The organism is Actinomadura geliboluensis (genome assembly GCF_005889745.1).
Classification (GTDB): Bacteria; Actinomycetota; Actinomycetes; order Streptosporangiales; family Streptosporangiaceae; genus Spirillospora; species Spirillospora geliboluensis.
In genome coordinates this window covers 1-26362 of record NZ_VCKZ01000069.1, presented here as the reverse complement: position 1 = coordinate 26362, position 26362 = coordinate 1, and the positions used below count along the sequence as shown (strand labels likewise).

The window sequence follows — 26362 nt, the reverse complement described above, 5'->3', positions numbered from 1 at the left end:
AGTGGAGGCGGCGGGCGGGGGGCTGACGGGCCTGTTCCGGCGGATCGAACCGCTCGGCTCCGACCCCGAAGGGTGGACGGCGACACCGCTTCGTTAGTCGTCCGTTTTGTGCCGGGGACGTAGTTCGGCGATGCTTGGGGAGTGTCAACGGAGACTCTGAACGGCGCCGCCGAGCTGCGCGCCTTCCTGCACGGCCTGCCGGGCGTGGACCGGGTGGGCGCCGAGGAGCGGGCCGCGCGGCTGGCCACCAGGTCGATCAAGACGACGGCGAAGGCCGCGGCGATCGACCTGGCGATCTCGATGGTGGACCTGACCACGCTGGAAGGCGCGGACACGCCCGGGAAGGTGCGGGCGCTGTGCGCCAAGGCCGCCCACCCGGACCCGGCGGACGCGTCGGTGCCGAAGGTCGCGGCGGTGTGCGTCTACTCGGACCTGGTGGACGTCGCCGTCCGGTCCCTGGCGGGGACGGGCATCGGCGTCGCGAGCGTGGCGACGGCGTTCCCGGCGGGCCGGGCGCCGCTGGAGGCCAAGCTCGCCGACACGCGGGCCGCGGTCGCGGCGGGCGCGGCGGAGATCGACATGGTGATCGACCGCGGCGCGTTCCTGGCCGGCGACTACGCCAAGGTGTTCGACGAGATCACCGCCGCGAAGGGCGCCTGCGGGGACGCCCACCTGAAGGTGATCCTGGAGACCGGTGAGCTCGCCACCTACGACAACGTGCGGCGGGCGTCGTGGCTCGCGATGCGGGCCGGGGCCGACTTCATCAAGACCTCCACCGGCAAGGTGGCGCCGGCGGCGACGCTGCCGGTCACGCTGGTGATGCTGGAGGCCGTCCGCGACTACCGCGCGGCCACCGGGCGGCAGGTCGGCGTGAAGCCGGCCGGCGGCATCAAGACCACCAAGGACGCGATCAAGTACCTGGTGCTGGTGAACGAGACCGCCGGCCCGGACTGGTTGACCCCCGAGTGGTTCCGGCTCGGCGCGTCCAGCGTGCTGAACGATCTGCTCATGCAGCGCCGCAAGCTGGCCACCGGCGTCTATTCCGGTCCCGACTACTTCACGCTGGACTGACCATGGTTTTCGAGTACGCGCCGGCGCCCGAGTCGCGGGCTGTCGTCGACATCCGCGCCTCCTACGGGCTGTTCATCGGCGGCGAGTTCACCGACGGGCACGGCGAGCCGTTCAAGTCGATCAACCCGGCGGACGAGAGCGTCCTGGCCGACATCGCCTGCGCCGACGAGGGCGACGTCGACCGCGCCGTGAAGGCCGCGCGCACGGCCTTCGACAAGGTGTGGGGGCCGATGCCCGGCCGGGAGCGCGCCAAGTACCTGTACCGGATCGCCCGGATCATCCAGGAGCGGTCGCGGGAACTGGCGGTGCTGGAGTCGATCGACAACGGCAAGCCGATCCGCGAGTCCCGGGACGTGGACGTCCCGCTGGTCGCGGCCTGGTTCTTCTACTACGCCGGATGGGCCGACAAGCTCCCGTACGCCGGGTTCGGCCCGGATCCGCGGCCGGTGGGCGTCGCGGGCCAGGTGATCCCGTGGAACTTCCCGCTGCTGATGCTGGCCTGGAAGATCGCGCCCGCGCTGGCCTGCGGCAACACGGTGGTGCTCAAGCCCGCCGAGACGACGCCGCTGACCGCGCTGCTGTTCGCCGACATCTGCCGGCAGGCCGAACTGCCGCCGGGCGTCGTCAACATCGTCACCGGCGCCGGGGAGACGGGCCGCGCGCTGGTCGAGCACGGGGGCGTCGACAAGGTCGCCTTCACCGGCTCCACCGAGGTGGGACGGCAGATCGCCCGCTCCCTGGCGGGGACCGGCAGGAAGCTCACCCTGGAACTCGGCGGCAAGGCCGCCAACATCGTCTACGCGGACGCGGCGCTCGACCAGGCCGTCGAGGGCATCGTCAACGGGATCTTCTTCAACCAGGGGCACGTGTGCTGCGCCGGGTCGCGGCTGCTCGTCCAGGAGTCGGTCGCCGACGAGGTGCTGGAGCGGCTGAAGGCGCGGATGGCGACGCTGCGCGTCGGCGACCCGCTCGACAAGAACACCGACGTCGGCGCGATCAACTCGGCCGCGCAGCTCGCGAAGATCAAGGAGCTGTCGGAGGCCGGGGAGAACGAGGGCGCCGAGCGGTGGTCGCCGCCGTGCGAGCTGCCGTCCCAGGGCTTCTGGTTCGCGCCGACGATCTTCACCGGCGTCGCGCAGTCGCACCGGATCGCCCGCGAGGAGATCTTCGGGCCGGTGCTGTCGGTGCTGACGTTCCGCACCCCGGACGAGGCCGCCACCAAGGCCAACAACAGCCCCTACGGGCTGTCGGCGGGCATCTGGACCGAGAAGGGCTCGCAGATCCTCTGGACGGCGCAGCGGCTGCGCGCCGGGGTGGTGTGGGCCAACACGTTCAACAAGTTCGACCCGGCCTCACCGTTCGGCGGCTACAAGGAATCGGGGTTCGGCCGCGAGGGCGGACGCCACGGACTGGAGGCCTACCTCAATGCCTGACCGTCTCGCCGTCCGCAAGACCTACAAGCTGTTCATCGGCGGCGCGTTCCCCCGATCGGAGTCCGGCAGGTCGTACGTGGTCACCGACGCCAAGGGCCGTTTTGTCGCCAACGCCTCGCAGGCGTCCCGCAAGGACGCCCGGGACGCGGTCGTCGCCGCGCGGAAGGCGTTCCCCGGCTGGTCCGGGCGCACCGCCTACAACCGCGGCCAGATCCTGTACCGGGTCGCCGAGATGCTGGAGGGCCGCCGCGACCAGTTCGTGGACGAGCTGCGCCGGGCCGGCGCCTCCAAGGGCGCCGCGGGCGCCGAGGTGGACGCCGCCGTCGACCGGTGGGTCTGGTACGCGGGCTGGGCCGACAAGCTGAGCGCCGTCGCCGGCGCCGCCAACCCCGTGTCCGGGCCGTTCTTCAACTTCTCCACGCCCGAGCCCACCGGGGTCGTCGCCGTCGTCGCGCCCGACTCGCCGCTGCTCGGGCTGGTGTCGGTGGTCGCGCCCGCGATCGTGTCCGGCAACACCGCCGTGGTGGTCGCCTCCGAGCCGGCGCCGCTGCCGTCCATCACCCTCGCCGAGGTGCTGGCCACGTCCGACCTGCCGGGCGGCGTCGTCAACGTCCTCACCGGCCGCCGCGCGGAGATCGCGCCCTGGCTCGCGACCCACATGGACGTCAACGCCATCGACCTCGCCGGCGTCCCGGACGACCAGGTCGGCGGCCTGGAGGAGAAGGCCGCCGAGAACCTGAAACGCGTCCTGCGCCCCGCGGAGACCGACTGGACCGAGGAGCCGGGAACCGCCCGTATGACGGCATTTCTGGAGACGAAGACCGTCTGGCACCCGGTGGGCGTCTAATTCGATTTGACGCTCCGCGTGTAGAGGGTCACAAAGTGTGGAATAGATCTCCCCGTAACTGATCATTTCGGGGGGGAGATCAGTGGCAACGAAAACCGCATCGCGCACGACCGCGAGCCGAGGGACGGCCGGTCGCGCGAAGAGCACAGCCAGCAAGTCCACCACCGCCAAGAAGCCGGCGGCCAAGCGCACGTCGGCGGCGAGCTCGTCGTCCCGGTCGACCACCACCAGGTCGACCGGGACCAAGAGCGGCACGGCGAAGAAGTCGACCGCGTCCAGCCGGACGTCGTCGACCGCCGCGACCCGCGTCACCAAGGCCGCGAGCCAGGCCAAGACCGCCGCGACGCAGATGAAGTCGGTGGCGACCAAGGCGTCCTCGTCGGCCAAGGCCATGACGGCGATGACCAAGGCGATGACCAGCGCCACCAAGGCGATGTCCGACGCCGCCAAGGCGATGGACGCGGCCGCGAAGGTCATCACCACCACCGCCAAGTCGAGCACGGCGAAGAAGAGCACGCCCGCGAGCAGGAGCACGTCGTCCAAGGCGAGCACCTCGAAGGCGAGCACCTCGAAGTCGGGGACGTCCAGGGCGAAGGCGGGCACGTCCAAGTCGAGCTCGTCCCGCAAGACGACCTCGGCGGCGTCCAGCCGGTCGCGTCCGACCACCTCGGCCCGGACCAGCTCGTCGAAGTCGAGCACGGCGAAGTCGAAGCCGTCGAGCACGGCCAAGAAGGCGTCCACGCCCAAGTCGCGGACGTCGGCGGCCCGCAAGACGACCTCGTCCAAGACCACAACGAGCACCAGGTCGGGGACGTCATCGCGGTCCGGTACGGCCCGCAAGACGCCCGCCCGCCGCGCGATGGAGGCGGCGGGGACCACCGCCGCGGCCGCGCAGTCCGCGTCCTCGATGGTCGAGCCGAAGACCGGCCCGTTCCAGCACTCGACACGGAGCGAAGGCGGGTTCCTCAGCGGGCTCACCAACGCTGGCCGCGAGCGCTGAGGATGGACGAGAAGGACATCCTCGCGCGCATCGACGAGTACGTCGGCGAGGAGCAGCGGCTCCGCGAGCGCTACCAGCGCGACGAGCTGGGGCGCGAGGAGGAGCACCGGCGGCTGGAGCAGCTGGAGGTCGCCCTCGACCAGTGCTGGGACCTGCTGCGCCGCCGCAGGGCCCGGTTGGACGCCGGCCAGGACCCGGACGCCGCCGGCGTCCGGCCGCCGGACGAGGTCGAGGGCTACCTCCAGTGACGCCGCCGCACCCACCACGCCGGCGGCTGCGGTTCGGCGCCTGCCTCGACCCGGCCGCCGCCGCCCCGCTGCTCCGCACCGCGCAGGACGCGGACCGCTACGGCCTCGACCTGCTCGGCGTCCGCGACCTGCCGCACCGGCGCGGCACCGCCGACGCGCTCACCCTGCTGGCCGCCGTGCTGACCGGCACGTCCCGGATCCGGGCGCTGCCCGCGGTGGCGTGCCTGCCGCTGCGCCCGCCCGCCGCGCTCGCCAAGGCGATCGCGACCATGGACCTGCTCAGCGGCGGCCGCGTCGAACTCGGCCTCGGCGCGGGCGCCGACCCGGCCGGCATCGAATCCTACGGCGGCACCCGGCCCGGCGGCGCGGCGGCGCTCCGCGCCCTGGAAGAGGCGGTGCGGCTCATCCGGCTGCACTGGAGCGACCAGCCCGGGCTCCGCTTCGACGGCGACCACTACCGGTTCGCCGCCGCGGACGCCGGTCCGGCACCGCGGCGGCAGATCGGCGTCTGGCTCGGCGTCACCGGCCCGCGCGGCATCGACCTCGCCGGCCGGATCGCCGACGGCTGGATCGTGCCCTCGTCCCACGTCCCGCCGAAACGCCTCGCCGACGGCCGCCGCCGCCTCGACGACGCCGCCGCCCGGGCCGGCCGCGACCCGGCCGCCATCCGCCGCGTCTACATCCTCGAAGGCGCCCTGGACGGACGGGACTCCCACGGCTTCCTGCACGGCCCGCCCCGCCAGTGGGTCTACGAACTCACCGAACTGGCCATCGGCCACGGCGTCGACTCGTTCCTCTACGCCGGCGACCCGGCGAACCTCCCGGTCTTCGCCCTGGAGGTCGTCCCCGAAGTCCGAGAGAAGATGGCCCAGGAACGAGTCGTCCTGAAAGACGGAGCCGGGTTCACCCAGGGGGGCGACACCCTGGAACCCCCGTCACGAGCCGGTCAATCCTCACCCCACGGTTCGGGAGTTCCGTGACCCTGTGTTTGCCCAGGGGGGCGACCCCCTGGAACCCCCGTCACGGCCGGGAGGCTGTTTCCCGATCCGCTGGCGCGTCTCGTGAAACAGCCTCCCGGCCGGCGGGTCGTGCGACCTCCGGGCGCTAGGGCGCCCTCCGGCCGCACGACCCGTGGGTGGCGGTTGGGGTTCGGGCTTACATGCGTTCTGGGGTGGGGACGCCCAGGAGGTGCAGGCCCGTCTCCAGGGTGCGCAGGGTCGCCGCGCACAGGGCCAGGCGGGACGCCTTCGTCGGCTCGTCCGGTGCCTTCAGGACCGGGCAGTTCTCGTAGAACGTGGTGTAGGCGTCGGCGACTGCGTAGATGTAGGACGCCAGCCGGTGCGGCTCGGCGGTGTCGCCGGCCTGCTTCAGGACCGCGCCGAAGCCGAGCAGTTCGAGGGCGAGCGCCCGCTCGGCCGGGTCGCCCAGCGTGATCGGGCCCGTGGCGTCCTCGACGGCGACGCCGCCCTTGCGGAAGATCGACCGGATCCGGGCCGCCGCGTACTGCAGGTACGGGCCGGTCTTGCCGTGGAAAGAGATCATCCGGTCGAAGTCGAAGACGTACTCGCTGTCGCGCGCCACCGACAGGTCGGCGTACTTCACCGCGCCGATGCCGACGTCCCGGACGATCGCGGCCCGCGTCGCGTCGTCGAACGGCTCGTCGTGCTGGATCTCGTCGAAGACGGCACCGGCCCGCTCGACGGCCTCGTCGAGGAGTTGGGCGAGTTTGACGGTGCCGCCCGCCCTGGTCCGCAGGATCTTGCCGTCGGTGCCGAGGACGTTGCCGATCTGCGCGTGCTCGGCCTCGACCTCGTCGTTCAGCCAGCCCGCCATCCGGGCGACGGCGAAGACCATCTGGAAGTGCAGTGCCTGCGGGGCGCCCACCACGTAGATCATCCGGTCGACGTGCTCGGTGTCGACCCGGTACCGGATGGTGGCGAGGTCGGTGGTGGAGTAGTTGTAGCCGCCGTCGCTCTTGCGGATGATCACGGGCAGCGGCTCGCCCTCGCGGCCGGTGAAGCCGGGCGGGAACGCGCACAGCGCCCCGTCGCTGATCACCGCGATGCCCTTGTCCTCCAGTTCCTGGACGGTCGGGGCCAGCAGGTCGTTGTAGAAGCTCTCGCCCTTGATGTCGTCGTCGGTGAGCGTGACGCCGAGCCGCCCGTAGACGGCGTTGAAGTACCGCTTCGACACGTCCACGAGGACGTTCCACAGCCGGAGGGTCTCGGCGTCGCCGGCCTGGAGCGCGACGACCCGCCGCCTAGACCGGTCGGCGAACTCCTCGTCGCCGTCGAACTTCTCCCGCGCGGCCTGGTAGAACGCGGTCAGGTCGCTGACGGACGAGTCGTCCCGCGCGGCGGCGTCCTCGCCGAGGTCGAGCAGGTGCTCGATCAGCATCCCGAACGGGGTGCCCCAGTCGCCGACGTGGTTGTCCCGGACGACGTCGTGGCCGAGGAACGCCAGGATCCGGGCGATCGCGTCGCCGACGATCGTGGTCCGCAGGTGGCCGACGTGCATCTCCTTCGCCACGTTCGGCGAGGAGTACTCGACGACGGTCTTCTGCGGCTCCTCGGCCGCGGGGACGCCGAGCCGCTCGTCCTCCAGGGCGCGCTGCGCCTCGGCGGCGATCCAGCCGTCGCTGAGCGTCAGGTTGATGAAGCCCGGCCCGCTGACCTCGACGTTCGCCACGACGTCGGCGGTGTCGAGGTTCTTGACGATCTCGTCGGCCACGTCTCGCGGCTTGCGGCCCAGCTTCTTGGCCAGCGGCAGCGCCACGTTGGCCTGAAGGTCGGCGAACTGCGACGGCCGGATGACCGGGTCGGCGTCCGCGTATGACGGTCCGAAGGCGGCGCTCAGCGCGGCCTGGACCCGAGCGGCGAGTACGAGTTGCGGATCGGGCATGTCCCAAGGTTATCGGCGCGGGACGCCCGACCGGACCCGGTTTTCCGCTACGGCGCGCCGGGCGGCTCGGTGCGGTCGGGGACGGTGTCGCCGGCGGGGCCGCTGACCGGCTGCCGGGGCGCGGGCGGCCCCTCGACGGGCTGCGCCGCCCCTTCCGGGGGTTTTTCGGGCGGTTTGTCGCCCGCGTCGCGCTCGCCGTGCGTCCAGCGGCCGAACCGGGAGGTGCGGGTCGCGGCGACCTGCTCCCGGATCCGCTCGACGATCCGCCCGGCGGCCAGCCGGTGCGCCAGCTCGCACGCCGAGGTGATCGCGCGGGCGTGCGAGGCGCCGTGCGCGATCACGACGGTGCCGTTCAGGCCGAGCAGGACGCCGCCGCCGTAGGTGTCGGGGTCGAGCCGGTCGCGGAGGTCCTGGAGGCGGCGGCGCTGGAGCAGCGCGCCCATCCGCGCCGCGGGGGTGGAGGTCATCGCGTCGCGGATCTCGGTGAACGCGGTGCCGATCGTCCCCTCCATCGTCTTGAGCGCGATGTTGCCGGTGAACCCGTCGGTGACGATGACGTCGACCCGCCCGGCGAGCAGGTCGTGGCCCTCCACGTTGCCCGCGAACTCGATGCCGTGGCTGCCGCCGGCGAGCAGCTCGTGGGCGCGCTTGGCGAGCTTGTTGCCCTTGCCCGCCTCGGCGCCGATGTTGAGCAGCCCCACGGTGGGGCGGTCGGGGCCGAGCAGGATCTGCGCGTACGCGGTGCCGAGGGCCGCGAACTGGACGAGCGTCTCCGCCTTGACGTCGGCGGTGGCGCCCGCGTCCAGCAGGATCGTCGGGCGCGGGCGGGTCGGCAGCGTCACCGCGATGGCGGGGCGCAGCACGCCCTGCTGGCCCTTCAGCCGCAGCCGCGACGTCGCCACCACCCCGGCGGTGCTGCCCGCCGAGACCAGGGCCGACGCCCGCCCCTGCTTGATCAGGTGGCAGGCGATCGCGATGGACGAGCGGGGCTTGCGCCAGCTCGCGAGCGCGCCCTCGCCCATGTCGAGCGCCTCGTCGGCGTGCACGATCGGGATCTTGCCGACATAGCCGTACCGGTCGAGTTCGCGCCGGATCCGCGGGGCCTGCCCGACCAGGACGAGCCGGACGCCGTGCTCGCGGACGGCGTCCACCGCCCCGGCGACGATCTCCCCGGGGGCGTGGTCGCCGCCCATCGTGTCGACCGCGACCGGCAGCGGACGCGGCGGCACGCGGCGAGGCGCCCCGGCACGCGACGGCTCGCCAGTGCCGGTCATGGCCGCTCCAGGGAGATGGAAGGAAAATGCGGTGTGCCGCAACAACGCAGCTCATCGCATCGTATGGCGTTCCTTCACCTGCCTTGGCAGCGCCCGGCCGGAGTGGCGATCATCACCCTCCGGGCGTCAGCCGCGGCTGCCGGCCTCCTGGCTGTGGCAGTCGGCGCCCAGGCAGGTCGCGTTCTGCACGACCGGGCGGCCGCCGACGAGGATCGTGTAGTAGGTGGTTGCGGTCTTCTTCTCGCCGCTCCCGAGCACCTCGACCCGCTTGCTGTCGGACGTGGTGCCGGTGCACGAGACGCGCAGCCGCTCCTTCGTCCAGCCGGGCAGGTCGGCGCACTTCAGCGGCGCGGCGAGGGTCACGCCGCGCTGGTGCAGCTCGGCGGCGGCCGTGACCGGCAGCGCGTTGCGCAGCGCGGCCTGCGTCTTGTACTTCAGCTCCTTGCCGCCGGACAGCGCCAGGTACGAGATCCCGCCGGCGAGGGCGAGCACGATGAGCGCGGCGGACCCCAGGATCAGGGCCTTCTTGCGACTTATCTTCACAACGGTTACGTCACCGACAGTACGCGGACGTATGCGTCGAGTGGTGGGTTTTGAAGGTCCGCAGGCGGATTCGTTGCCGTCCGGGTCAGGTGTTCGGGTGCTCGCAGCCGAGGCCGAGGCAGCCCTTGCGCAGCACCTCGCGGCCGCCGACGGTGACCACGTACGTCTCGCGCGGACGGTCGGTGTCGGCGTTGTAGGCGACCCCGTCCACGGTGACCGGTTCCCCGGCGGTGGTGCGGGCCGTGCAGGCCACCCGCACCACGGAGCTCGTGGCGGGCACCGGCGACTCGCACGAGGGGCGCTCTCGCAGCTCGATGCCGCGAATCTTGAGCTCGTCCACGACCCCGTCGGAGACCGCGTTGCGGTACGCGCCCTCCGAGATGCGCTGCATCACCTTGCAGCCCGACAGGGTCAGGGCGAGCAGCGCCGCCAGGACGAGGACCGGCCCCCTTCTCATGCGGACTCCTCGACCCGGCCGGTGCGGCCGACCGCGTCGGCGACCACGTCGGGACGGTCGAGCGGGACCATGTGCAGGGCGTCGGGCAGCTCGATCCGGCTGCCGAGCGGGCTCATCCGGGCGAGCCGCTCGTGGCCCTCGGCCCAGTCGCGCTTCCCGCCCGGGTCGTCGACGTCGCCGAGCGCGGTCACCACGACGAGCGGAATGTGCGGGAACGGGCGCCGCTCCCGCAGCCGGACCAGGTCGGCGGCCATCTCCCAGTAGGCGAGCTCCTCCGCGATCACCGTGCCGATCACCGTCCCGCGCCCGTACACCGACCGGACCACGCGGCTCGGGACGGCCTCGTCGCGGCGGCTGGTGTGGTCGAGGACCAGCCGCCGCCCGAGCGGCCCGGCGACCCTCGCCAGCCGCGTCGCGTCGAGGAGCGCGCCGGTGGCCGTGGCGAGCGGGGTCAGCGCGGCGGCGGTCCGGACGCGCACGCGCGGGTCGTTCTCGTGGCTGGGGTCGAGCAGCACCAGGCCCCGGACGAGCCGGGGCCGCAGCCGGGCCAGGGCCTCGGCGGGGAACGCGGCCATCGAGTGCGCGAGGACGGTCACCGGCCCGCCCGCCCGCTCCGCCAGCGCCTCCAGGATCGCCGTGTCGCGGCGCAGCGACGGCGGCGCGACCGCGGCCGGGCTGAGCCCGAGGCCGGGGCGGTCGAACACCGTGACCCGGTGCCCGGCCCGCAGCTGCTCGATGCTCGGCACCCAGTCGAACCACGCCCCGCCCAGCCCGGACGTCAGCAGCAGCGGCGGCCCGCCCGGCGGACCGGTCTCGATCACGTGCACCTGCTCGCGCCCGGCATTGACGATCCGCCCGTCCGGCAGGGGGGTTCCGCTCGTGCTCACAGCCGGGCCTCCTCCGTCACGGCGGCGGTGTCGTCCCGGGCGGCGCGCGCCGCGTCCCGCCGGTCGGCGTACAGCGCCCAGGCGATGACCAGCAGGCCGAGGACGAGGATGCTGATCTGGACGCGCTGGACGACCCCGAGCCACTGCCCCAGGTACATCGCGACGAGCGTGCCGAGCGCCGACACCGACTCGGCGAGCGCGAGCAGCCAGCCCCAGCGGGCGAGCGCCGGCCACCAGCCGTAGCGGCGGGCGGCGAGCGAGAGCAGCAGCAGCGCGGCGACCCCGCAGACGATCACGGCGCTGCTGGTCACCGAGTGGAACTCGTGGGAGAACGAGACGTGCTCGGAGCGCTCCCGCAGCGCGCACCAGGTCTCCAGGCTGGGCGCGCAGTCCAGCGGGAAGGACGCGTCGCCGATCGCGCAGACGCCGAACAGCCCGAGGAACGCCCAGCCCGCCGTGGCGAGCGGCCTGCGGGTGAGCCGGCGCAGCGTGCCGACCGCCACCATGATCGACAGCACTCCGGTGACGAAGTCGCCCGCGCTGTAGACGAGGTGGAACGGCTGGTCGGCGGCCGACAGCTCGCTGACGTAGCCGTTGAAGAAGTCGAGCTTGGGGCTGAGGAGGTTCTCCAGCACGAAGGTCGCGTAGCTGATCCCGGCGATCGTCGCGAGGACGACCAGCCGCAGCGGGACGACGCCCGGCCCGTCCCGTTCGACAGCGTCCACCGGCCCCCCTCACGCCGCGTGACCGCGTCCGCGCCCTGCCGCACGCCCCGGTCCCGCCGCTTCGGTCCTGCCCGCCCCGCCCAGTATTTCCCAAGATCGCGACTTGCGGGGACCGGGGGTGCCGAGTCGCGGTGTATCCGCTGGCAGTGTCCGTGCGCCGGGCGGGTTGCGGCGCATCTCACCGCCCGATGACGGAGAAGTTGACGTCCCGTAGTCGTTGTACTGGGTACCGGGCGTCAACGATGATGTCCAGGCGATTTGTCTGGATCGTCCTTGACCAGCCTTTGTCCCGGCCCGGTAGGGGGTATCAATTCGGCATGAACCCGTCCCAAACGGTTGAATGGGGGTGTCCCGCGCACTCCTGATCACAGACCGTGATGACGCCCCGGGGCGCGCCTCCCCCGCTGACAGCAAGGAGTACCAACACGTGACACTGGTGAACGACGCGGCTCCCGCGGTGCGATCCACCGGTCGCAAGTTCCGCGCCTTCACGGCGAAGCACCTGGACGAACTCACCGCTCGCGCCGGGCTGGCGCCCGACGAGCGGCTCGCGACCCGGGCGGTGGCGACGGTCCTGCCCTTCCGGACCAACGCCTACGTCATCGAGGAGCTCATCGACTGGACGGCCGCCCCCGACGACCCGATCTACCGGCTCGTCTTCCCGCGCCCGGACATGCTCCCCGCCGAGGACGTCGCCCACCTGTCGGACCTGCTGCGCCGCGAGGCCCCGAAGGCCGAGATCGAGGCCGCCGCCCACCAGGTCAGGATGCGGCTGAACCCGCACCCGGCCGGCCAGATGGAGCTCAACATCCCGAGCTTCGGCGACGGCAAGATCCCCGGGATGCAGCACAAGTACGACGAGACCGTGCTGTACTTCCCCAAGCAGGGCCAGACCTGCCACGCGTACTGCACCTACTGCTTCCGCTGGGCCCAGTTCGTCGGCGAGGCCGACCTGAAGATGGCCGGCGACGAGCCGACGGCGCTGCGCGACTACCTGATCGCCCACCCCGAGGTGACCAGCGTCCTGTTCACCGGCGGCGACGCCATGATCATGGGTGAGCCGGTGCTGCGCCGCTACGTCGAGCCGCTGCTCGACCTGGAGCAGCTCGAATCCATCCGGATCGGCACCAAGTCGCTGGCCTACTGGCCGCAGAAGTTCGTCACCGACCCCGACGCCGACGACATGCTCCGGCTGTTCGAGCAGGTCGTGGAGTCGGGCAAGAACCTCGCGTTCATGGCGCACTTCTCGCACCCGCGCGAGCTCGAACCCCTCATGGTCGCCGAGGCGTGCCGCCGGATCCGCGACACCGGCGCGATCATCCGCACCCAGGCCCCGCTGATCAGGACGATCAACGACGACGCCGCGACCTGGGAGAGCATGTGGCGGACGCAGACCCGCATGGGTCTGATCCCCTACTACATGTTCGTCGAGCGCGACACCGGGCCGCAGGACTACTTCGCCGTCCCGCTCGCCCGCGCCTACGACATCTTCCGGGACGCCTACAGGAACGTCTCCGGCCTCTCCCGTACCGTCCGGGGCCCGTCCATGTCCGCGACGCCGGGCAAGGTCTGCGTGGACGGCGTCCTCGACCTGCTCGGCGAGAAGGTGTTCGCGCTGCACTTCATCCAGTGCCGCGACTCCGATCTGGTCGGCAAGCCCTTCTTCGCCCACTACGACCCCGACGCGGTCTGGCTGGACGACCTGAAGCCCGCCTTCGCCGACCGCTTCCCCTGGGAGAAGTAGCCGAGCCGTGCCAGGAGCCGGGGGCCGGCCACGGCCGGACTGAGTACGTGGCCGCCCCCGGCTGAGCACGAACGCCCATGCGGCGGTCGCCGCGGCACGGCGACGATGCCCGCATGTCCCCCCACATCCTCTCCTTCGAGGGGCGCGGCCCGGCCGACCGGATCCGGCTCGTGCTGGCCGCCGGCTACACCGTCGCCGTCCTCGCGGTCAGCGCGGTCGTCCTCGGCGTCATGCTCTTCTCCGACGACCCGGGCTTCATCGGCGTCTGGCTCGTCTTCGTCACCAGCCCGCTGTCGGTCCTCGGGATCACGCTCATCATGCCGCTCGGCGAGCTGCCCGGCCCCCTCGACATCGCCGTGTTCTTCGCGGCGACGACCGGCCCCGGCCTCCTCCAGGCGTGGCTGCTGTGGCCGTCCCGGAGGGTCAGCGCAGCGAACGGGCCAGGCACAGGCAGGCGGCGAGGGTGGCGGCGCCGCACAGCGCCATGACGTGGCCGGGCGCCAGGAACTCGCCCAGCGCGCCCGCCGTGCCGATCCCGGCGGCCTGGCCCGTCATGAGCCCGCTGCCGGACAGCCCCAGCGCCTGACCGCGGATCTCCTCGGGCACCGCGTCCACCAGGCGCCGCTGGACGGTCAGCTCGTAGCCCAGCCCGAACGTCCCGGCCGCCATCAGCGCGCACGCCGCCGGCAGGCCCGGGTCGAACGCGAACAACAGAAGGGGCGCGCCCGTCAGCATCGCCAGCGGGAGGGTGAGGCGCTCGCGCGTCGCCGGCGGAATCCAGCGCCCCACCACGAGGTTGCCCGCGAACATGCCCGCGGCCGCGGCGGAGAGCAGCAGCCCCGCCGCGTCCGGGCGCCCCGAATCGGCTGTGAAGGGCACGACGACGCCCTCCGCGCCGACCGAGAGGGAGATCGGCAGCCATGCGGCGAGCAGCAGCCCGCGCGTGCCGCGGTGGCCCAGCAGCAGCCGGTTCGTCCGCCATGTCTCGCTCGCCAGGCCGGACGACGACGGCCGCGCCGCGGGCGGAGCGTCCGGGAGCCGCGTGCGGGCGAGCAGCGCGGCCAGCGCGGCGCCGGCCGCCGCCAGCCACAGCGCCCCGGACGTTGAGATCGCCGCCAGCAGCAGCCCGCCCGCCGCCTGCCCGGCGATCTGCGCGCCCGCACTGGTCATCGTGAACAGCGACCGGCCCAGCACGTAGCCGTCCCCGGGCAGCAGCGCGGGCAGCCGCGCCTGCACGGACGCGGCGCCGACCGGCGCGAACAACCCCACCGCGACGAGCAGCGCCATGACCGCCGGCAGCGGCAGGACCCCCAGCGCGAGGACGGCCGTGATGACGAAGCGCAGCACGTGGTAGCCGGTCAGCAGCCGCCGCGCCGGGAGGCGGTCGGCGAGCGACATCAGCAGCGCGCCGCCGATCACGTACGGGAGCATCCCGGCGGCGAACACGAGCGCCGCGGCGACGGACGACCCGGTGCGCTCGAACGTCTGCACCGACAGCGCGATCGTCCGGACGGAGTCGCCCGCGACCTGCAGCGTCTGGAGGGAGAACAGCGTCCGGAACTCGGCGACGCCGAAGACGTCGCGGTACCGGGCGGTGGACGGCGGAGCGGTCATGCCGCCGACTCTGCGGCCCCGGATCTCGTCCGCGACAATGTTTCGGGGAGGAGCGAAACATGTACCGCATCGTGGTGGGGCCGGGGGACATCGCCGCCAGCCGGTTCGGGGTCGGGCCCCTGATCGAGGTGTACGCCGCGCTCGGCCTGGTCGCCGGCCGGATGCCCGTCGGGCCGCTCGGGCCGTGGGTGGAGCGGGCGCGGCCCGCGTACCGGGAGATCGCCGGCGACCCGGCCGTGCGGGCGCTGGTCTTCCTGCGCCGCCCGCACGGGTACATGGCGGACTTCGTCGTCCCGCCGCCCGCCCGGCCCAACCTCACCGTCCCCGAGCAGCTGGCGGCCGTCCGGGCGACGCCGCTCGGCCAGGCGCGGCGGGAGATCGCCCGCAACCTGGTGGGCCTGCCGGAGCCGGACGCCGAGATCCGCGGCGTCCTGGGCGCGCCCGACATGCCCGAGCGGCTCGCCGCCGGCCTGGAGACCGCGTGGCGCACCCTGCTGGAGCCGGACTGGGCGGTGCTGCGCTCGATCCTGGAACGCGACATCGTCCACCGCGCCGGGCGGCTCGCCGCCTACGGCTGGGCGGCGGCGCTGGACGGCCTGTCACGCCAGGTGCGCTGGCGGGACGGCGTCATCGAGGCCGACATCCAGGGCGACGTGACCTACCGGCTGGGCGGCGCCGGGCTGACCCTCGTGCCGGTGGTCTTCTCCGAGCTGGGCCTGGCCCTCGAACAGGACTGGCCGTACACGCTGATGTACCGGGCGCGGGGAGTGGCGGCCCTCTGGGAGAGCCGGGAGCCGCGCGGCGAGGACGCCCTCGACCGGCTCGTCGGCCGCACCCGCGCGGAACTGCTGCGCCTGCTCGCCGAACCCGCCACGACGACCTGGCTGAGCGCCCGGCTCCGGATGAGCCTCGGCGGCATCGGCGGCCACCTCGCGGTGCTGCGCGAGTCCGGGCTGGTCACGCGGGAGCGGAGCGGCCGGTCCGTCCTCTACCGGCGCACGGCCGTCGGGGACGTCCTCGTGGGCGCCGGCTGAGGCCGCCCCCGGCCGGGGGCGGCCGGGAACCTCAGGACTCGTAGACCGGCACGATCGAGGCGCGGGCCAGCGTGTGCGCGGTGACGTTGAACCCGACGACGGCGGGGGAGGCGTCGGAGTCGATGCCCAGCGACTCCACGTCCAGCGCGTGCACGGTGAACACGTAGCGGTGCGGCCCGTTCGGCGGCGGCGCGGCGCCGCCGTACGCCTTCGTGCCGAAGTCGTTGCGGGCCTGCACGCCGATCTTGGAATCGGCGGTGCCGGCGCCGGTCGGCAGCTCGGTCACGCCGGCCGGGATGTCGAACAGGCTCCAGTGCCAGAAGCCGCTGCCGGTCGGCGCGTCCGGGTCGTAGCAGGTCACCGCGAAGCTCTTCGTCTCCGCCGGGAACCCCGACCAGCGCAGGTGCGGTGACCTGTTGCCGCCGCTGAACCCCCAGTCGTCGAAGACGTGCTCGTCCGCGAGCCGCTCGCCCTCGGCGACGTCGTCGCTCTCGACGGTGAAGGACGGGACCTCGGGCAGGTGCTCGTGCGGAAGCGGCGGCTTGGCCATGGCGACCTCCTACATCAGGATCTTCGTGTCCCTCCATCTCTACCAGTGGGCGTCACGTCTTGACCGCGCCCATGGTGAACCCGGTGACGAAACGGTCCAGGAACAGGTTGAACAGGAACGCGATCGGCACCGCCGTGATCACCGTGGACGCCTGCAGCGACTGCCAGAAGAACACGTCCCCCCGCACCAGCTGGGTCGGCACGCCGGTGCTGACCACCATCTCCGGGCTCGCCGACACGAACGCCAGCGCGTACACGAACTCGCTGGAGGTGAGCGTGAAGCTGAACACGACCACCGCGACGATCCCCGGGAACACCAGCGGCAGGACGACCCGGAGGAACGCGCCGAGGCGGCTGTGGCCGTCCACCATGGCCTGCTCCTCGACGTCCTTCGGGACGGCCTTCAGGAACCCGATCAGCAGCCACACCGACACCGGGACCGTGATCGTCGGATACACCACGACCATCGACCAGAGCGTGTCCTCCAGGTGCAGCGCCACCACGACCCGCGTCAGCGACAGGAACAGCAGCGACGGCGGCACCAGGTACACCATGAAGATCGCGATGCCCATCGGCGTGCCCCACGGCCGGTCCAGCCGCGCCAGCGAGTACGCCGCCGGCAGCGCCAGCACCAGCGTGACCGCCACCACCGCCGCGCCCACGATCAGCGTGTTCACCACGAACGTCAGGAACGGCGTGTCGGTGAACAGGAACGTCACATGGTCGGGCGTCGCCGGCTTGTTGAAGAAGAACGGGTTGCTCTCCGGGTTGTAGAGGTCCTGGTTCTGCTTGAACGCGCTGATCACGCTCCACAGGAACGGCAGCGCGCACACCAGCGCCGCCAGGACCGCCGCCCCGTACACGCCGCACCGCGCCGCCACATGCCGCCGCGCGTACTTCCGCCGCAGCGCCGCCACGTCCGTGGTCATTGGGCCTCCAACCGCCGGACCGCACGGAGGATGGCGACCGCGCCGGCCAGCAGCAGCGGGAACAGGAACAGCGCGATCGCCGCCCCCTGGCCGACGTCGCCGCCCTCGATGCCGCGGAAATACGCCCAGGAGGCCAGGACGTCCGTCGAGTGCGTCGGGCCGCCCCGGGTCAGCACGTACGGGACGGTCATGTCGGTGAACGTCATGATCGCGCCGAACAGGCCCGCGACCGCGATCACCGGAAGCGTCAGCGGGATCGTCACCTCGAACATCCGCCGCCAGAACCCGGCGCCGTCGATCCGCGCGGCCTCGTCGATGTCGCGGGGGATCGCGACCAGCCCGGCCATCACGATCACGGCGGCCAGCGGGGTCAGCCGCCACGTCTGCACCGCGATCACCGACGCCATCGCCGTGCCGGGCTGCCCGAGCCACACGACGTTCGCGTCGATCAGCCCCAGGTGCCGGAGCACCCAGTCGACCGGCGAGTAGATCGAGTCGAGGAACCACAGCCACGAGATCGTCGACAGCGCGACCGGCGTCGTCCAGGGCAGCAGGACCAGGAACCGCACCACCCACTTGCCGCGGAACTCGGCCACCAGGATGTTCGCGAGGATCTTCCCGAACAGGACGATCAGCACCATGCTCACCAGCGTGAACACCAGCGTGTTGCGCAGCGCCCGCCAGAACACGCCGTCCGCGAAGACCGCGTCGAAGTTGCGGAACCCGACGAGGTCGAACGACGGGTCGCCGGTCGTCACGTCCGAGAACGCGAACGCGATCGCCAGCAGGAACGGGACGCCGACCAGCGCGGCGATGTAGACGACCGAGGGCAGCAGCATCACCCAGGCGAGGAAGCCCTCCCGGTCGGCGAGCCCGGCCTTCGCCCGCGGGGCCGCGGCCCTGTGCTCCGGGGCCGCCGCCTCCGCCCGCGTCACCGCGCGTCCCCGAGCGGCACGGCGGCCCGCCGAGCGCCCGACGCGGCGTCGAAGAACCGGAGCCGCTCCGCAGGCACCGCGAACTCGCGGGTCTCCCCGGCCGCCAGCGGCGTCCCCACGGTCGCGGGGAGCCGGGCGATCACGCGGGTCTCCGCGCCGATGCCCGTGACCGTCCCGTACACGTGCCGGTCGCCGGACAGGTACTCCATCCGCTCCACCCGGAGCGGCATCGTCACCCGCTCCGGCGACACGACGTTCTCGGCGGGCAGCAGATGCTCGGGACGGAACCCCACCAGCACGTCGCCGCGCTCGACCAGGTTCATCGGCGGCGACCCGATGAACGTCGCCACGAACGTGTCGGACGGGTCGTCGTACACCTCCTGCGGCGTCCCGACCTGACGGACGCGGCCGTGCTCCAGCACCGCGATGCGGTCGCCGAGACCCATCGCCTCCGCCTGGTCGTGGGTGACGTAGATGGTGGTGGTGCCGACGCGCTGCTGGAAGCGCTTCAGTTCGTCCCGTGCCGTCGCTCGCATCTTCGCGTCGAGGTTGGAGAGCGGCTCGTCCAGCAGGAAGACCGCCGGGTCGCGGACCAGCGCGCGCGCCAGCGCCACCCGCTGCCGCTCACCGCCCGACAACTGGCGCGGCTTGCGGCGCAGCAGCGGCTCGATCTCCAGCAGGCCCGCCGCCCACTGGGCCTTCTTCTCGCGCTCCTCCTTGGGCATGCCCTCCGCGCGCAGCGGAAAGACGATGTTGTCCCTCACCGTCTTGTGCGGGTACAGCGCATAGGACTGGAACACCATCGCGATCTGCCGGACCCTCGGCGGAAGCCCGTTCACGACGTTCCCGCCGATCAGCACCTCGCCCTCCGTGGGCTGCTCCAGGCCCGCGATGGTGCGCAGCAGCGTCGTCTTCCCGCATCCGGACGGCCCCAGCAGCACCAGGTACTCCCCGGGCTCCGCCGCGAGATCGACACCGTCCAGCGCCCGCACGTGCTCGGCCCGCCCCCGCCGGGCCCGCACATGCCCGTCGAAGGTCTTCACGAGCCCTCTGACCTCGACCGTGTTCACGCCTCAGCCGCCCACGAGGCCGCGGTCGCGCCAGTTCTTGAAGATGGCGTTGACCCGCTGCTCGGCCTCCGCGACCGCCTGGCGCGGGGACGTCTGGCCGCGGGCTGCGCGGCCGAACATCGTCGGCAGCACGTTGGTGTTGAAGATCTCGCCGATCGCCGGGTTGGACGGGCCCGGGTAGCCGATGTTCGCGCTCCACGACGTCGCCGTCTTCAGCAGCCCCAGCTTGTTCGCCGGTTTCGCGCCCCACGGGTCGTCGTCGAGCCAGCCGTTCAGCTGCGGGACGAGCGACGGCCAGCCCGGCAGGTCGTACAGCTCCGAGTAGTACGACACCGACGGGAAGTTCGCCGTGTAGTGCAGCAGGAACTCCTTCGCCGCGTCCGCGTTGCCCGCGTACTTCGGCACGATCCACTGCTGGATCACGTGCTGCGCCGCCATCGCCGCCTTCGGGCCGCGCAGCGCCGGCACGAAGAAGATGTCGTCGCCGATCGCCCGGTTCGTGCCCATCGCGGTGCGCCACGCCGAGATGGAGTTCACGATGTAGGACGACTTGCCGGCGATGAGCGCCTGGTTGTTCGACGCCGGCGTCCACGAGAAGACCTCGCTGGTCTCGGCCTCCTTGAACAGCCGCGCCATGTACTCCACGGCCGCGACGGTCGCGTCCGAGTTCAGCACGACCCGCTCGTTCTGGTCCTGGACGGAGCCGCCGTACGACCACAGCAGCGCCCGCGCCGCCATGTTCGAGTCGGTCTCCGGGGACAGCCCGATGCCGCACGGCACCCCGGTCTGCTTCTTGATCTCGGCGGCGCCGCGCAGCAGGTCGTCCCAGCTCGACGGGCCGTTCGGCATGCCGACCTTCTGCCACATCGACTTGCGGTAGTCGCCGGGGTCGGGCGACCAGCCGGGGCAGTAGGCGTAGAACTTCTTCGTGTTGGGGTTGTAGCTCGACTTGCGGCACAGCTCCAGCTGCTGCCCCCAGCGCCGGGTCGCCTCCTGCACGAGGTCGGTCATGTCGAGGACGGACGGCTCGTACTGCGAGAACGGCGCGATGTGCTGGATGAGGTCGTGGCCGCGCCCCGCCTGGATCTCGGACGCGGCCCGGCGGGGGACGTCCACGGTGTTGATGTGGTCGACCCGGACGTCCACCCCGACCTTCTTGCCCCAGTCGGAGACGAACGTGTCGAACCATTTGTCGTGCCGGGGCACGAAGTGGCTCCACATCAGGATGCTGAGGGAGCCGCTCAGCTTCTTCGCGGGGGCGGTGAACACCTCCTTCGGGGCGTTCCCGGTGTTCTTCGCCTGCGGGCCGGAGGACTCGCTGGCGCAGCCCGCCAGCGCACCGTACGCGCCCGCCGCGAGCGCCGTGGAGGACAGGAAGCCGCGTCTGCTGATCCCGGGGGTGTCGAACCGTTCGGCCATGGGGAGTCTCCCTCGCCGCTGGAGGTCTCCCCTCGACGGTAGATCGGCGAGGCGACTTCATCCAGAGACGATCCGGTAACTCCGCGTCACAATGGCCTCGGCGGCCACGGCAACCCCGGGAGTGCGCCCGGGTTACTTGCCGGTGGCCTCGACGTAGGCGGCGATGACCTCTTCGGGGTCGCCGTCCATGTGCATGCGGCCCTCGTCGATCCAGATGACCCGGTCGCACATGTCCTTGACCGTGTCGAGCTGGTGCGCGACGAGGAAGACCGCGCCGGCCTCCTTGCGCAGCTCGTCGATGCGGCGCTTGCTCTTCGTCCGGAACTTGGCGTCGCCGGTGGCGAGGGCCTCGTCGATCAGCAGGACGTCGTGGGTCTTGGCCGCCGCGATCGCGAACCGGAGCCGGGCCCCCATGCCGGACGAGTACGTCCGCATCGGGTACTGGATGAACCCCTCCTTGAGCCCGGCGAAGTCGACGATGTCCTGGTAGCGGGCCTTGGCGTCGGCCGGGGACATGCCCATCGCGAGGCAGCCGAGCACGATGTTGCGCTCGCCGGTGAGGTCCTTCATCAGGGCGGCGTTCACGCCGAGCAGGGACGGCTGGCCGTCGGTGTAGACGCCGCCGCGGTGCGGGGGCAGCAGCCCGGCGATGGCCTTCAGCAGCGTCGACTTGCCGGAGCCGTTGGTGCCGATGATCCCGACGGCCTCGCCGCGGTAGGCCACGAACGACAGGCCCTTGATCGCGTGGACCTCGGTCATCGAGGGGCGCTTCTGCCGGCGCAGGACCCGCGAGAACGCGGAGGCGGCGTTGCCCTTCCCGCCCGCGCCGTACACGCGGTAGACGATGTGCAGATCGTCCACGACGACGATCGGCTCCCGGGACGGGTCGATGGTGACCTGGTTTCCGGACGGGTTCATGCGCACCTTCGTGTCAGCCACGGCCGTATCGCTCCTCAGCGCGGTGGAAGTACGTGAATCCGCCGACCAGCATCACCACTGCCCAGATGACGGCGTACAACCACAACTGGCCCGTCTCCTGCATCCCGAGATCCTTCGTGACGTGCTCGCGGTACTCGCCGAGCAGGACGTGGCGGCTCAGCTCGACGTACACGTACGCCGGGTTGGCCTTCAGGATCTCCGCGAGGATCGGGTACTCGGCGAGCTTGGAGCCGGGCTTCATCAGCGACGGGAGGCTGAAGATGACGCCGGACATGTAGAGCCAGGTCCGCATGACGAACGGCAGGAGCTGGGTGATGTCGCGGTTGAACGCGCCCAGCCGCGCCATCACCATGCTGATGCCGACGTTGAACATGAGCTGCAGCGCCACCACGGGGACGAACAGCGCCATGTTGAAGCTGAGGGGCTCGCCGAACGCGAAGACGATCGCGAAGAGCACGATGAGCGAGAGCAGCAGCTGCTGGAGCTCGACGACCGCGATCGCCAGCGGCAGCGTGGCCCGGGGGAAGTGCAGCGCCCGGATCAGCGAGAGGTTGTCGCCGACGGACTTGGCCCCGGACGTGACGGAGCGCTGGGTGAACCCGAACAGGAAGACGCCGGTCACGAGGAAGGGGATGAAGTCCGGCACGCCGCGGCTGGTGCTGAGCAGCAGCCCGAAGATCAGGTAGTACACCGCCGCGTTCAGCAGCGGTGTCAGCAGCTGCCACACCTGGCCGAGCCGCGAGTCGGAGTACATCGAGATGTTCTTGGCCGACGCGAACGCCCAGATGAAATGGCGGCGAGCCCACACATCCTGGATGTACTTGCGCAGCGGGGGGCGCGCAGCGCTCTGCCTCAGCCCGTATCGTGCGGCGTAGTCGGCCAGGGACCCGTTCACGTGATGAGGCTCCGCGATCGTTCCGACCGACTCGCCACCCGGGGATCCGAGCCGTTCCGGGTGACTCATGTCGCGAAGCCTATTGCAGTCGATGAGTCGAGAGTGACGTTCGCCCGCATGTGACCCCCGATTTGAGATCTTTACGGAATCATGTCGGCGTCCCTGGGGATACCCCGGAGATGCGGGTCAACCACTCACGGAGCATCGTCGTGCCATCACGGTCCGCCATCAGGCGTCGTCATGAGCCCGCCCATGCCCGCTCCCCCCGATCCGTCCTGCTGCGCCGGCTCGGCCGCGCCGACCGGTGGGCGTTCGACCGGGTGGCGGCCGCGCGGCTGCACGGGCTGGAGTACGTGCTGCCGCGGCTGTCGCGGTTCGCCGACCACGGGGTCCTCTGGTTCACCGCGGCCGGGGTGATGGGCCTCACGGGGCGGCCCCGCCTGCGGCGCGCTGCGCTGCGCGGCGCGATCGCGATCGCGGTCGCGAGCCCTGCCGTGAACATCCTGGGCAAGCAGGCGTTCCGCCGCAAGCGCCCCGTCGTCGATCTGGTCCCGCCGATCCGGATCCGCTGGAAGCTGCCGACCTCGCACGCGTTCCCGTCCGGCCACTCGGCGTCCGCCGCCGCGTTCGCGACCGGTGTGGCGCTGGAGGCGCCGCGGCGGCTGGCGGTGCCGGTCGCGGCGACGGCCGCCGCGGTGGCGTTCTCCCGCGTCTACACCGGCGCGCACTATCCGGGGGACGTCCTCGCCGGTGTCGGGATCGGCGCGCTGGCGGGGGCGGGGACCCGCCTGGTGTGGCCCGCCCGGCCCCCGGTGGCCGAGGTGGCGCCGGCGGCCGGGCCGGCGAAGGTGGCCGAGGACGGGCGCGGGCTCGTCGTGGTCGCCAACAGCGGCGCCGGGCCCGGCGCGGGCGGCGAGGCGGCCGGGATCTCCCTGCCGGGGCGCCCGGAGGTGACGCTGGGCCTGCTCCGCCATGAGCTTCCGGCGGCGGAGATCGTCCAGCTCGACCCGGACGCCGACCTCGACAAGGCGTTCGGCGAGGCCGCCGAGCGGGCCGACGTGCTCGGCGTCGTCGGCGGCGACGGCACGGTGAACGCGGCGGCGGGGGCCGCGCTGAAGCACGGCGTGCCGCTGCTCGTCGTCCCGGGCGGGACGTTCGACCACTTCGCCCGCGCGCTCGGCATCGAGTCGGCGGCGGAGGCGATCGGCGCGTACCGGGACGGGCGGCTCGGCCGGGTGGACGTGGCCTACGCCGCCCCGGTGGCCGGCGCGGGCCGCGACGAGGAGCGGCTTTTCCTCAACACCGCGAGCTTCGGCGCCTACACCGAGCTCGTCGACCGGCGCGAGCGGCTGGAGCGGCGGATCGGCAAGTGGCCGGCGCTCGCGGTCGCGGCGGTCCGCACGCTGCGGCACTCCGAGCCGGTCGAGCTGCTGGTGGAGGGCGCCGGCTGCGGGTGTGGCTGGCGTTCGTCGGCAACTGCGTCTTCGGTTCGCGCGGCGCGGCGCCGACCTGGCGCGGGCGGCTGGACGACGGCCGGCTCGACGTCCGGATGGTCGTCACCGGGCGGCGGGTGCCGCGGGTCCGCGCGGTCGCCGCGGTGCTGGCCGGGCCCCTGCACGTCATGCCCGGGTACCGGGAGTGGCGGACGAGCGGCCTGGAGGTCGTCTCCTCGGACGGCGGGCTGCGGCTCGCGCGCGACGGCGAGGTCTCGTCGCTGCCGGCGGCGGTCCGGTTCGGCAAGCACACGGGCGCGCTCGCGGTGTTCTGCCCCACGGCGCCCCCGGCCCCCGGGTAGCGGCTCGGTAGCAGTTCCCGGACGGGTGGCGCGTCAAGGCGCGTTCCCGTGTTGGCCGGGTGCCGGTCTTGTTCGGGTAAAGGCGTGGGAGTCGCCCGTCCGGCGGCGGCAGGGTCCGGTGCAGGATCCCGCTAGGGGATCATCTGGGGGTGTGGGCCGTGGGACGGACCCGGCGGGACCGGTACCGGCGATGTCAGGAGCGCCAGCCGCAGCTGCTGCAGTGCGTCCGGCAGTGGTGGCCGATCGTGGCGGGGGCGCTTGCGACGACCGGTCTCCTGCTCGGCGCCTACCTGGAGGTCCCGCGCCAGAAGGGGGCGGCGACGCTGGCCGCCCCCGGCCGTCCGGCCCCGAAGCGGCCGGACGCGGCGTCGCGGGACCCGGCGGAGCGGCTGATGAGCACCTACACGACGCGTTTCACGCCGGGGGAGCCGCGCGTCCGCAACATCGAGCTGGCGGCGCAGATCCTGGACGGGCACATCGTCGAGCCCGGCGGGACGTTCTCGTTCAACGGCGCCGTCGGGCCGCGCACCAGCAGCCGCGGGTACGTGCCCGCGCCCGCCATCGTGGGGCCGCGGCTGGTGAACGATGTGGGCGGCGGCATCTGCCAGGTGTCCACGACGCTGTTCAACGCGGTGTTCAGGGCGGGCCTGGACATCCGCAAGTCGCGCGCGCACACCATGTGGATGCCGGAGTACCCGGAAGGGCGGGAGGCCGCGGTCTCCTACCCCGACCTCGACTTCACCTGGAAGAACGACACCGGCCGCCCCGTGCGGATCGAGGCGGGCTACACGGGGTCGTCGCTGACGGTGAACCTGTGGGGCGAGCGTAAGTACGAGGTGCGGTCGACGACGTCGGAGCGGTACGGGTTCACCCCGTACGGGGCGGGTGTGGGGCACGGCCGCAAGTGCGTGCCGATGACGGGCCGGAAGGGCTTCAAGATCGACGTGTGGCGGACGCTGTACGCCGAGGGCCGCAAGGTGCGCAGGGAGAAGTTCCACACCGAGTACCGGCCGCAGCCGAAGGTGAAGTGCCGCTGACGGGCGCGGAGGCGCCCTATCGCAGAGCGCGGAGATGCCGCGTGGCAGGGTGGGAAGCATGCGGGGAGATTTCGAGCTGGGACCGGACGACGGGCACCTGCTGCTGCGCACGGGCCGCAGTGGGCTCGGCCGGCGGGCGGGGCACGACCTGACGATCGAGGCCACCCGGTGGTCGGCGGCGGTGCGGGCCGGGGAGCCGCTGTCCGCGTCGTCGGTCGAGGTGACCGTCGAGGTGGACGGGCTGGAGGTCCGCGAGGGCAGCGGCGGCGCGCTGCCGCTGTCCGACCAGGACCGCGCGGACATCCGCAGGAACCTGCGCAAGGTCCTCGACAGCGGACGCTACCCGGAGATCACGTTCGTCTCGACGGCGGTCGGGGAGGACACTGTCGAGGGCGACCTCACGATCATGGGCCGGACGAAGCCGGTGCGGGTGGCCGCCTCCCTGGACGGCGGCCGGGTGCGGGGCTCCGCCACGGTCACGCAGACCCGCTGGGGCGTCAAGCCCTACTCGGCGTTCTTCGGCGCGCTCCGGCTCGCCGACGACGTCGAGGTGGAGTTCGACATCAGGCTTCCCGAGTAGCGGTCTCCCGCCGGGCGCGTGCTGCGCGCGCGAACTGGTCGTCCAGGCTGCGTGGGAACGGCAGGATCCGGTGCCGTTCGCGCCAGGGCGCGTACTGGCGGACGGCGTTGAACCCGGCCGCGGTGATGATGCGTTCGACGTTCGGGCCCGGCGCGTAGGCGGGGTAGACGTCCAGATGGGCGATGCCTTGGGGCAGACCATGGGGCCGTTGGGGCGACACCAGCGTCATCGGCGGGCGGACCCCTTCGGCGGACGCCATGTCCCGCGCATAGGCGACGAGTTCAAGGGTCTCCAGGTCGGGCCCACTGTGGACGATGAGCCAGCCGTCCACATCGACCGGTTCCGATGGGGGATCGGTGAGCACCAGCGGCGAGACCTCGTCCGATACCTCGCGCAGATAGGCGTCATGGGCGGGGGCAAGCGGCTCCAGGACGAA

General features: G+C 72.3%; 26 protein-coding genes and 2 pseudogenes. 13 read left to right on the top strand and 15 right to left on the bottom strand.

The features are described 5' to 3' along the window. The first annotated feature begins 141 nt into the window (after window positions 1-141). The 6 genes from deoC (at window position 142) to ETD96_RS12595 (ending at window position 5579) form a co-directional block, all read left to right on the top strand. A complete protein-coding gene (deoC, locus tag ETD96_RS12620; protein ID WP_138636505.1) occupies window positions 142-1071 on the top strand; it encodes a deoxyribose-phosphate aldolase in 930 nt (309 codons plus the stop codon). Window positions 1072-1073: 2 nt separating this feature from the next. Next, window positions 1074-2504, top strand: coding sequence for an aldehyde dehydrogenase family protein (locus ETD96_RS12615; RefSeq protein WP_138636504.1), 1431 nt, complete (start codon window positions 1074-1076; stop codon window positions 2502-2504). Next, window positions 2497-3351: an aldehyde dehydrogenase family protein gene (locus ETD96_RS12610; RefSeq protein ID WP_138636503.1), complete on the top strand. Its 855-nt coding sequence runs from the start codon at window positions 2497-2499 to the stop codon at window positions 3349-3351. Before ETD96_RS12615 ends, ETD96_RS12610 begins: the two co-directional genes overlap by 8 nt. Window positions 3352-3433: 82 nt before the next feature. Then, window positions 3434-4351, top strand: a complete 918-nt coding sequence (locus tag ETD96_RS12605) for a hypothetical protein (protein WP_138636502.1) — start codon at window positions 3434-3436, stop codon at window positions 4349-4351. A gap of 2 nt (window positions 4352-4353) precedes the next feature. Next, window positions 4354-4599: a DUF2630 family protein gene (locus tag ETD96_RS12600; RefSeq protein WP_138636501.1), complete on the top strand. Its 246-nt coding sequence runs from the start codon at window positions 4354-4356 to the stop codon at window positions 4597-4599. Beyond that, window positions 4596-5579, top strand: a complete 984-nt coding sequence (locus ETD96_RS12595) for an LLM class flavin-dependent oxidoreductase (RefSeq protein ID WP_205719233.1) — start codon at window positions 4596-4598, stop codon at window positions 5577-5579. Before ETD96_RS12600 ends, ETD96_RS12595 begins: the two co-directional genes overlap by 4 nt. A gap of 175 nt (window positions 5580-5754) precedes the next feature. On the opposite strand, the gene argS is transcribed toward ETD96_RS12595, so the two are convergent. The 6 genes from argS to ETD96_RS12565 form a co-directional block, all read right to left on the bottom strand. Continuing rightward, the gene (gene argS / locus ETD96_RS12590) at window positions 5755-7500 is read right to left on the bottom strand and encodes an arginine--tRNA ligase (protein ID WP_138636500.1); all 1746 of its coding nucleotides are present in this window, start codon (window positions 7498-7500) and stop codon (window positions 5755-5757) included. A 47-nt stretch (window positions 7501-7547) separates the two neighbouring features. Beyond that, window positions 7548-8774, bottom strand: a complete 1227-nt coding sequence (gene plsX / locus ETD96_RS12585) for a phosphate acyltransferase PlsX (RefSeq protein WP_171068996.1) — start codon at window positions 8772-8774, stop codon at window positions 7548-7550. Window positions 8775-8900: 126 nt separating this feature from the next. Then, entirely contained in the window at window positions 8901-9317 is a 417-nt protein-coding gene (locus tag ETD96_RS12580) for a hypothetical protein (RefSeq protein ID WP_138636499.1), read from the bottom strand. 85 nt (window positions 9318-9402) lie between these two features. Further along, window positions 9403-9774, bottom strand: a complete 372-nt coding sequence (locus ETD96_RS12575; protein ID WP_138636498.1) for a hypothetical protein — start codon at window positions 9772-9774, stop codon at window positions 9403-9405. Next, window positions 9771-10661 (bottom strand): alpha/beta fold hydrolase, encoded by an 891-nt coding sequence (locus tag ETD96_RS12570; RefSeq protein ID WP_240807567.1) that lies wholly within the window; start codon window positions 10659-10661, stop codon window positions 9771-9773. The genes ETD96_RS12575 and ETD96_RS12570 overlap by 4 nt, the downstream gene beginning before the upstream one ends. Next, window positions 10658-11386 (bottom strand): DUF998 domain-containing protein, encoded by a 729-nt coding sequence (locus tag ETD96_RS12565; protein ID WP_138636497.1) that lies wholly within the window; start codon window positions 11384-11386, stop codon window positions 10658-10660. Before ETD96_RS12565 ends, ETD96_RS12570 begins: the two co-directional genes overlap by 4 nt. A gap of 427 nt (window positions 11387-11813) precedes the next feature. Between ETD96_RS12565 and ETD96_RS12560 the strand changes: the two genes are divergently transcribed. Together ETD96_RS12560 and ETD96_RS12555 are read left to right on the top strand one after the other, a co-directional pair. After that, on the top strand, window positions 11814-13130 hold the full coding sequence (locus tag ETD96_RS12560) for a KamA family radical SAM protein (RefSeq protein WP_171068995.1): 1317 nt from the start codon (window positions 11814-11816) through the stop codon (window positions 13128-13130). Between the two features lie 113 nt (window positions 13131-13243). Further along, a complete protein-coding gene (locus ETD96_RS12555) occupies window positions 13244-13618 on the top strand; it encodes an SCO4225 family membrane protein (RefSeq protein WP_138636496.1) in 375 nt (124 codons plus the stop codon). Here ETD96_RS12555 and ETD96_RS12550 read toward each other — a convergent pair. Beyond that, window positions 13554-14744, bottom strand: a complete 1191-nt coding sequence (locus ETD96_RS12550; protein ID WP_138636495.1) for an MFS transporter — start codon at window positions 14742-14744, stop codon at window positions 13554-13556. The two genes, ETD96_RS12555 and ETD96_RS12550, sit on opposite strands and share 65 nt — an antisense overlap. 59 nt (window positions 14745-14803) lie before the next feature. On the opposite strand from ETD96_RS12550, the gene ETD96_RS12545 reads away from it, so the two are divergent. Next, window positions 14804-15778 (top strand): ArsR/SmtB family transcription factor, encoded by a 975-nt coding sequence (locus ETD96_RS12545; RefSeq protein ID WP_138636494.1) that lies wholly within the window; start codon window positions 14804-14806, stop codon window positions 15776-15778. 31 nt (window positions 15779-15809) lie between these two features. Here the strand turns inward: ETD96_RS12545 and ETD96_RS12540 are convergent, their stop codons facing one another. From ETD96_RS12540 to ETD96_RS12510, 7 genes are all read right to left on the bottom strand, one after another. Further along, window positions 15810-16328 (bottom strand): YbhB/YbcL family Raf kinase inhibitor-like protein, encoded by a 519-nt coding sequence (locus ETD96_RS12540; protein ID WP_138636493.1) that lies wholly within the window; start codon window positions 16326-16328, stop codon window positions 15810-15812. Between the two features lie 52 nt (window positions 16329-16380). Continuing rightward, entirely contained in the window at window positions 16381-17256 is an 876-nt protein-coding gene (locus ETD96_RS12535; RefSeq protein WP_138636492.1) for a carbohydrate ABC transporter permease, read from the bottom strand. Beyond that, window positions 17253-18191, bottom strand: coding sequence for a carbohydrate ABC transporter permease (locus ETD96_RS12530; protein WP_205719232.1), 939 nt, complete (start codon window positions 18189-18191; stop codon window positions 17253-17255). The genes ETD96_RS12535 and ETD96_RS12530 overlap by 4 nt, the downstream gene beginning before the upstream one ends. Then, entirely contained in the window at window positions 18188-19261 is a 1074-nt protein-coding gene (locus tag ETD96_RS12525; protein WP_138636491.1) for an ABC transporter ATP-binding protein, read from the bottom strand. The genes ETD96_RS12530 and ETD96_RS12525 overlap by 4 nt, the downstream gene beginning before the upstream one ends. Before the next feature lie 3 nt (window positions 19262-19264). Then, window positions 19265-20680, bottom strand: a complete 1416-nt coding sequence (locus ETD96_RS12520; RefSeq protein WP_138636490.1) for an ABC transporter substrate-binding protein — start codon at window positions 20678-20680, stop codon at window positions 19265-19267. Between the two features lie 132 nt (window positions 20681-20812). Then, window positions 20813-21439 carry an ABC transporter ATP-binding protein gene (locus ETD96_RS12515; protein WP_420884749.1) on the bottom strand — a complete coding sequence of 209 codons (627 nt, stop codon included), beginning with the start codon at window positions 21437-21439 and terminating at the stop codon, window positions 20813-20815. A gap of 172 nt (window positions 21440-21611) precedes the next feature. Continuing rightward, complete coding sequence (locus tag ETD96_RS12510) at window positions 21612-22514, bottom strand: ABC transporter permease (protein ID WP_240807565.1); 903 nt, start codon at window positions 22512-22514, stop codon at window positions 21612-21614. Window positions 22515-22693: 179 nt separating this feature from the next. Between ETD96_RS12510 and ETD96_RS46615 the strand changes: the two are divergent. The 4 genes and pseudogenes from ETD96_RS46615 to ETD96_RS12495 all read left to right on the top strand — a co-directional run. Beyond that, window positions 22694-23701: pseudogene (locus ETD96_RS46615) on the top strand (phosphatase PAP2 family protein); the annotation flags it as partial. A gap of 266 nt (window positions 23702-23967) precedes the next feature. After that, window positions 23968-24309 (top strand): diacylglycerol kinase family protein, encoded by a 342-nt coding sequence (locus tag ETD96_RS46610; RefSeq protein ID WP_240807563.1) that lies wholly within the window; start codon window positions 23968-23970, stop codon window positions 24307-24309. Between the two features lie 158 nt (window positions 24310-24467). Next, the gene (locus ETD96_RS12500) at window positions 24468-25346 is read left to right on the top strand and encodes a VanW family protein (protein WP_138636488.1); all 879 of its coding nucleotides are present in this window, start codon (window positions 24468-24470) and stop codon (window positions 25344-25346) included. A gap of 58 nt (window positions 25347-25404) precedes the next feature. After that, window positions 25405-25926 (top strand): YceI family protein, encoded by a 522-nt coding sequence (locus ETD96_RS12495; RefSeq protein WP_138636487.1) that lies wholly within the window; start codon window positions 25405-25407, stop codon window positions 25924-25926. Here the strand turns inward: ETD96_RS12495 and ETD96_RS44615 are convergent. Then, a pseudogene (locus ETD96_RS44615) lies at window positions 25910-26362 on the bottom strand (hypothetical protein); the annotation flags it as partial. The gene ETD96_RS12495 and the pseudogene ETD96_RS44615 sit on opposite strands and share 17 nt — an antisense overlap.

Coding starts and splice junctions, on each gene's coding strand:
- ETD96_RS12615 (WP_138636504.1), top strand. CDS start 1,074: ATGGTTTTCGAGTACGCGCCGGCGCCCGAGTCGCGGGCTGTCGTCGAC.
- ETD96_RS12600 (WP_138636501.1), top strand. CDS start 4,354: ATGGACGAGAAGGACATCCTCGCGCGCATCGACGAGTACGTCGGCGAG.
- ETD96_RS12575 (WP_138636498.1), bottom strand. CDS start 9,774: ATGAGAAGGGGGCCGGTCCTCGTCCTGGCGGCGCTGCTCGCCCTGACC.
- ETD96_RS12540 (WP_138636493.1), bottom strand. CDS start 16,328: ATGGCCAAGCCGCCGCTTCCGCACGAGCACCTGCCCGAGGTCCCGTCC.
- plsX (WP_171068996.1), bottom strand. CDS start 8,774: ATGACCGGCACTGGCGAGCCGTCGCGTGCCGGGGCGCCTCGCCGCGTG.
- ETD96_RS12550 (WP_138636495.1), bottom strand. CDS start 14,744: ATGACCGCTCCGCCGTCCACCGCCCGGTACCGCGACGTCTTCGGCGTC.
- ETD96_RS12610 (WP_138636503.1), top strand. CDS start 2,497: ATGCCTGACCGTCTCGCCGTCCGCAAGACCTACAAGCTGTTCATCGGC.
- ETD96_RS12515 (WP_420884749.1), bottom strand. CDS start 21,439: ATGACCGAGGTCCACGCGATCAAGGGCCTGTCGTTCGTGGCCTACCGC.
- ETD96_RS12520 (WP_138636490.1), bottom strand. CDS start 20,680: ATGGCCGAACGGTTCGACACCCCCGGGATCAGCAGACGCGGCTTCCTG.
- ETD96_RS12535 (WP_138636492.1), bottom strand. CDS start 17,256: ATGACCACGGACGTGGCGGCGCTGCGGCGGAAGTACGCGCGGCGGCAT.
- ETD96_RS12545 (WP_138636494.1), top strand. CDS start 14,804: ATGTACCGCATCGTGGTGGGGCCGGGGGACATCGCCGCCAGCCGGTTC.
- ETD96_RS12555 (WP_138636496.1), top strand. CDS start 13,244: ATGTCCCCCCACATCCTCTCCTTCGAGGGGCGCGGCCCGGCCGACCGG.
- ETD96_RS12495 (WP_138636487.1), top strand. CDS start 25,405: ATGCGGGGAGATTTCGAGCTGGGACCGGACGACGGGCACCTGCTGCTG.
- argS (WP_138636500.1), bottom strand. CDS start 7,500: ATGCCCGATCCGCAACTCGTACTCGCCGCTCGGGTCCAGGCCGCGCTG.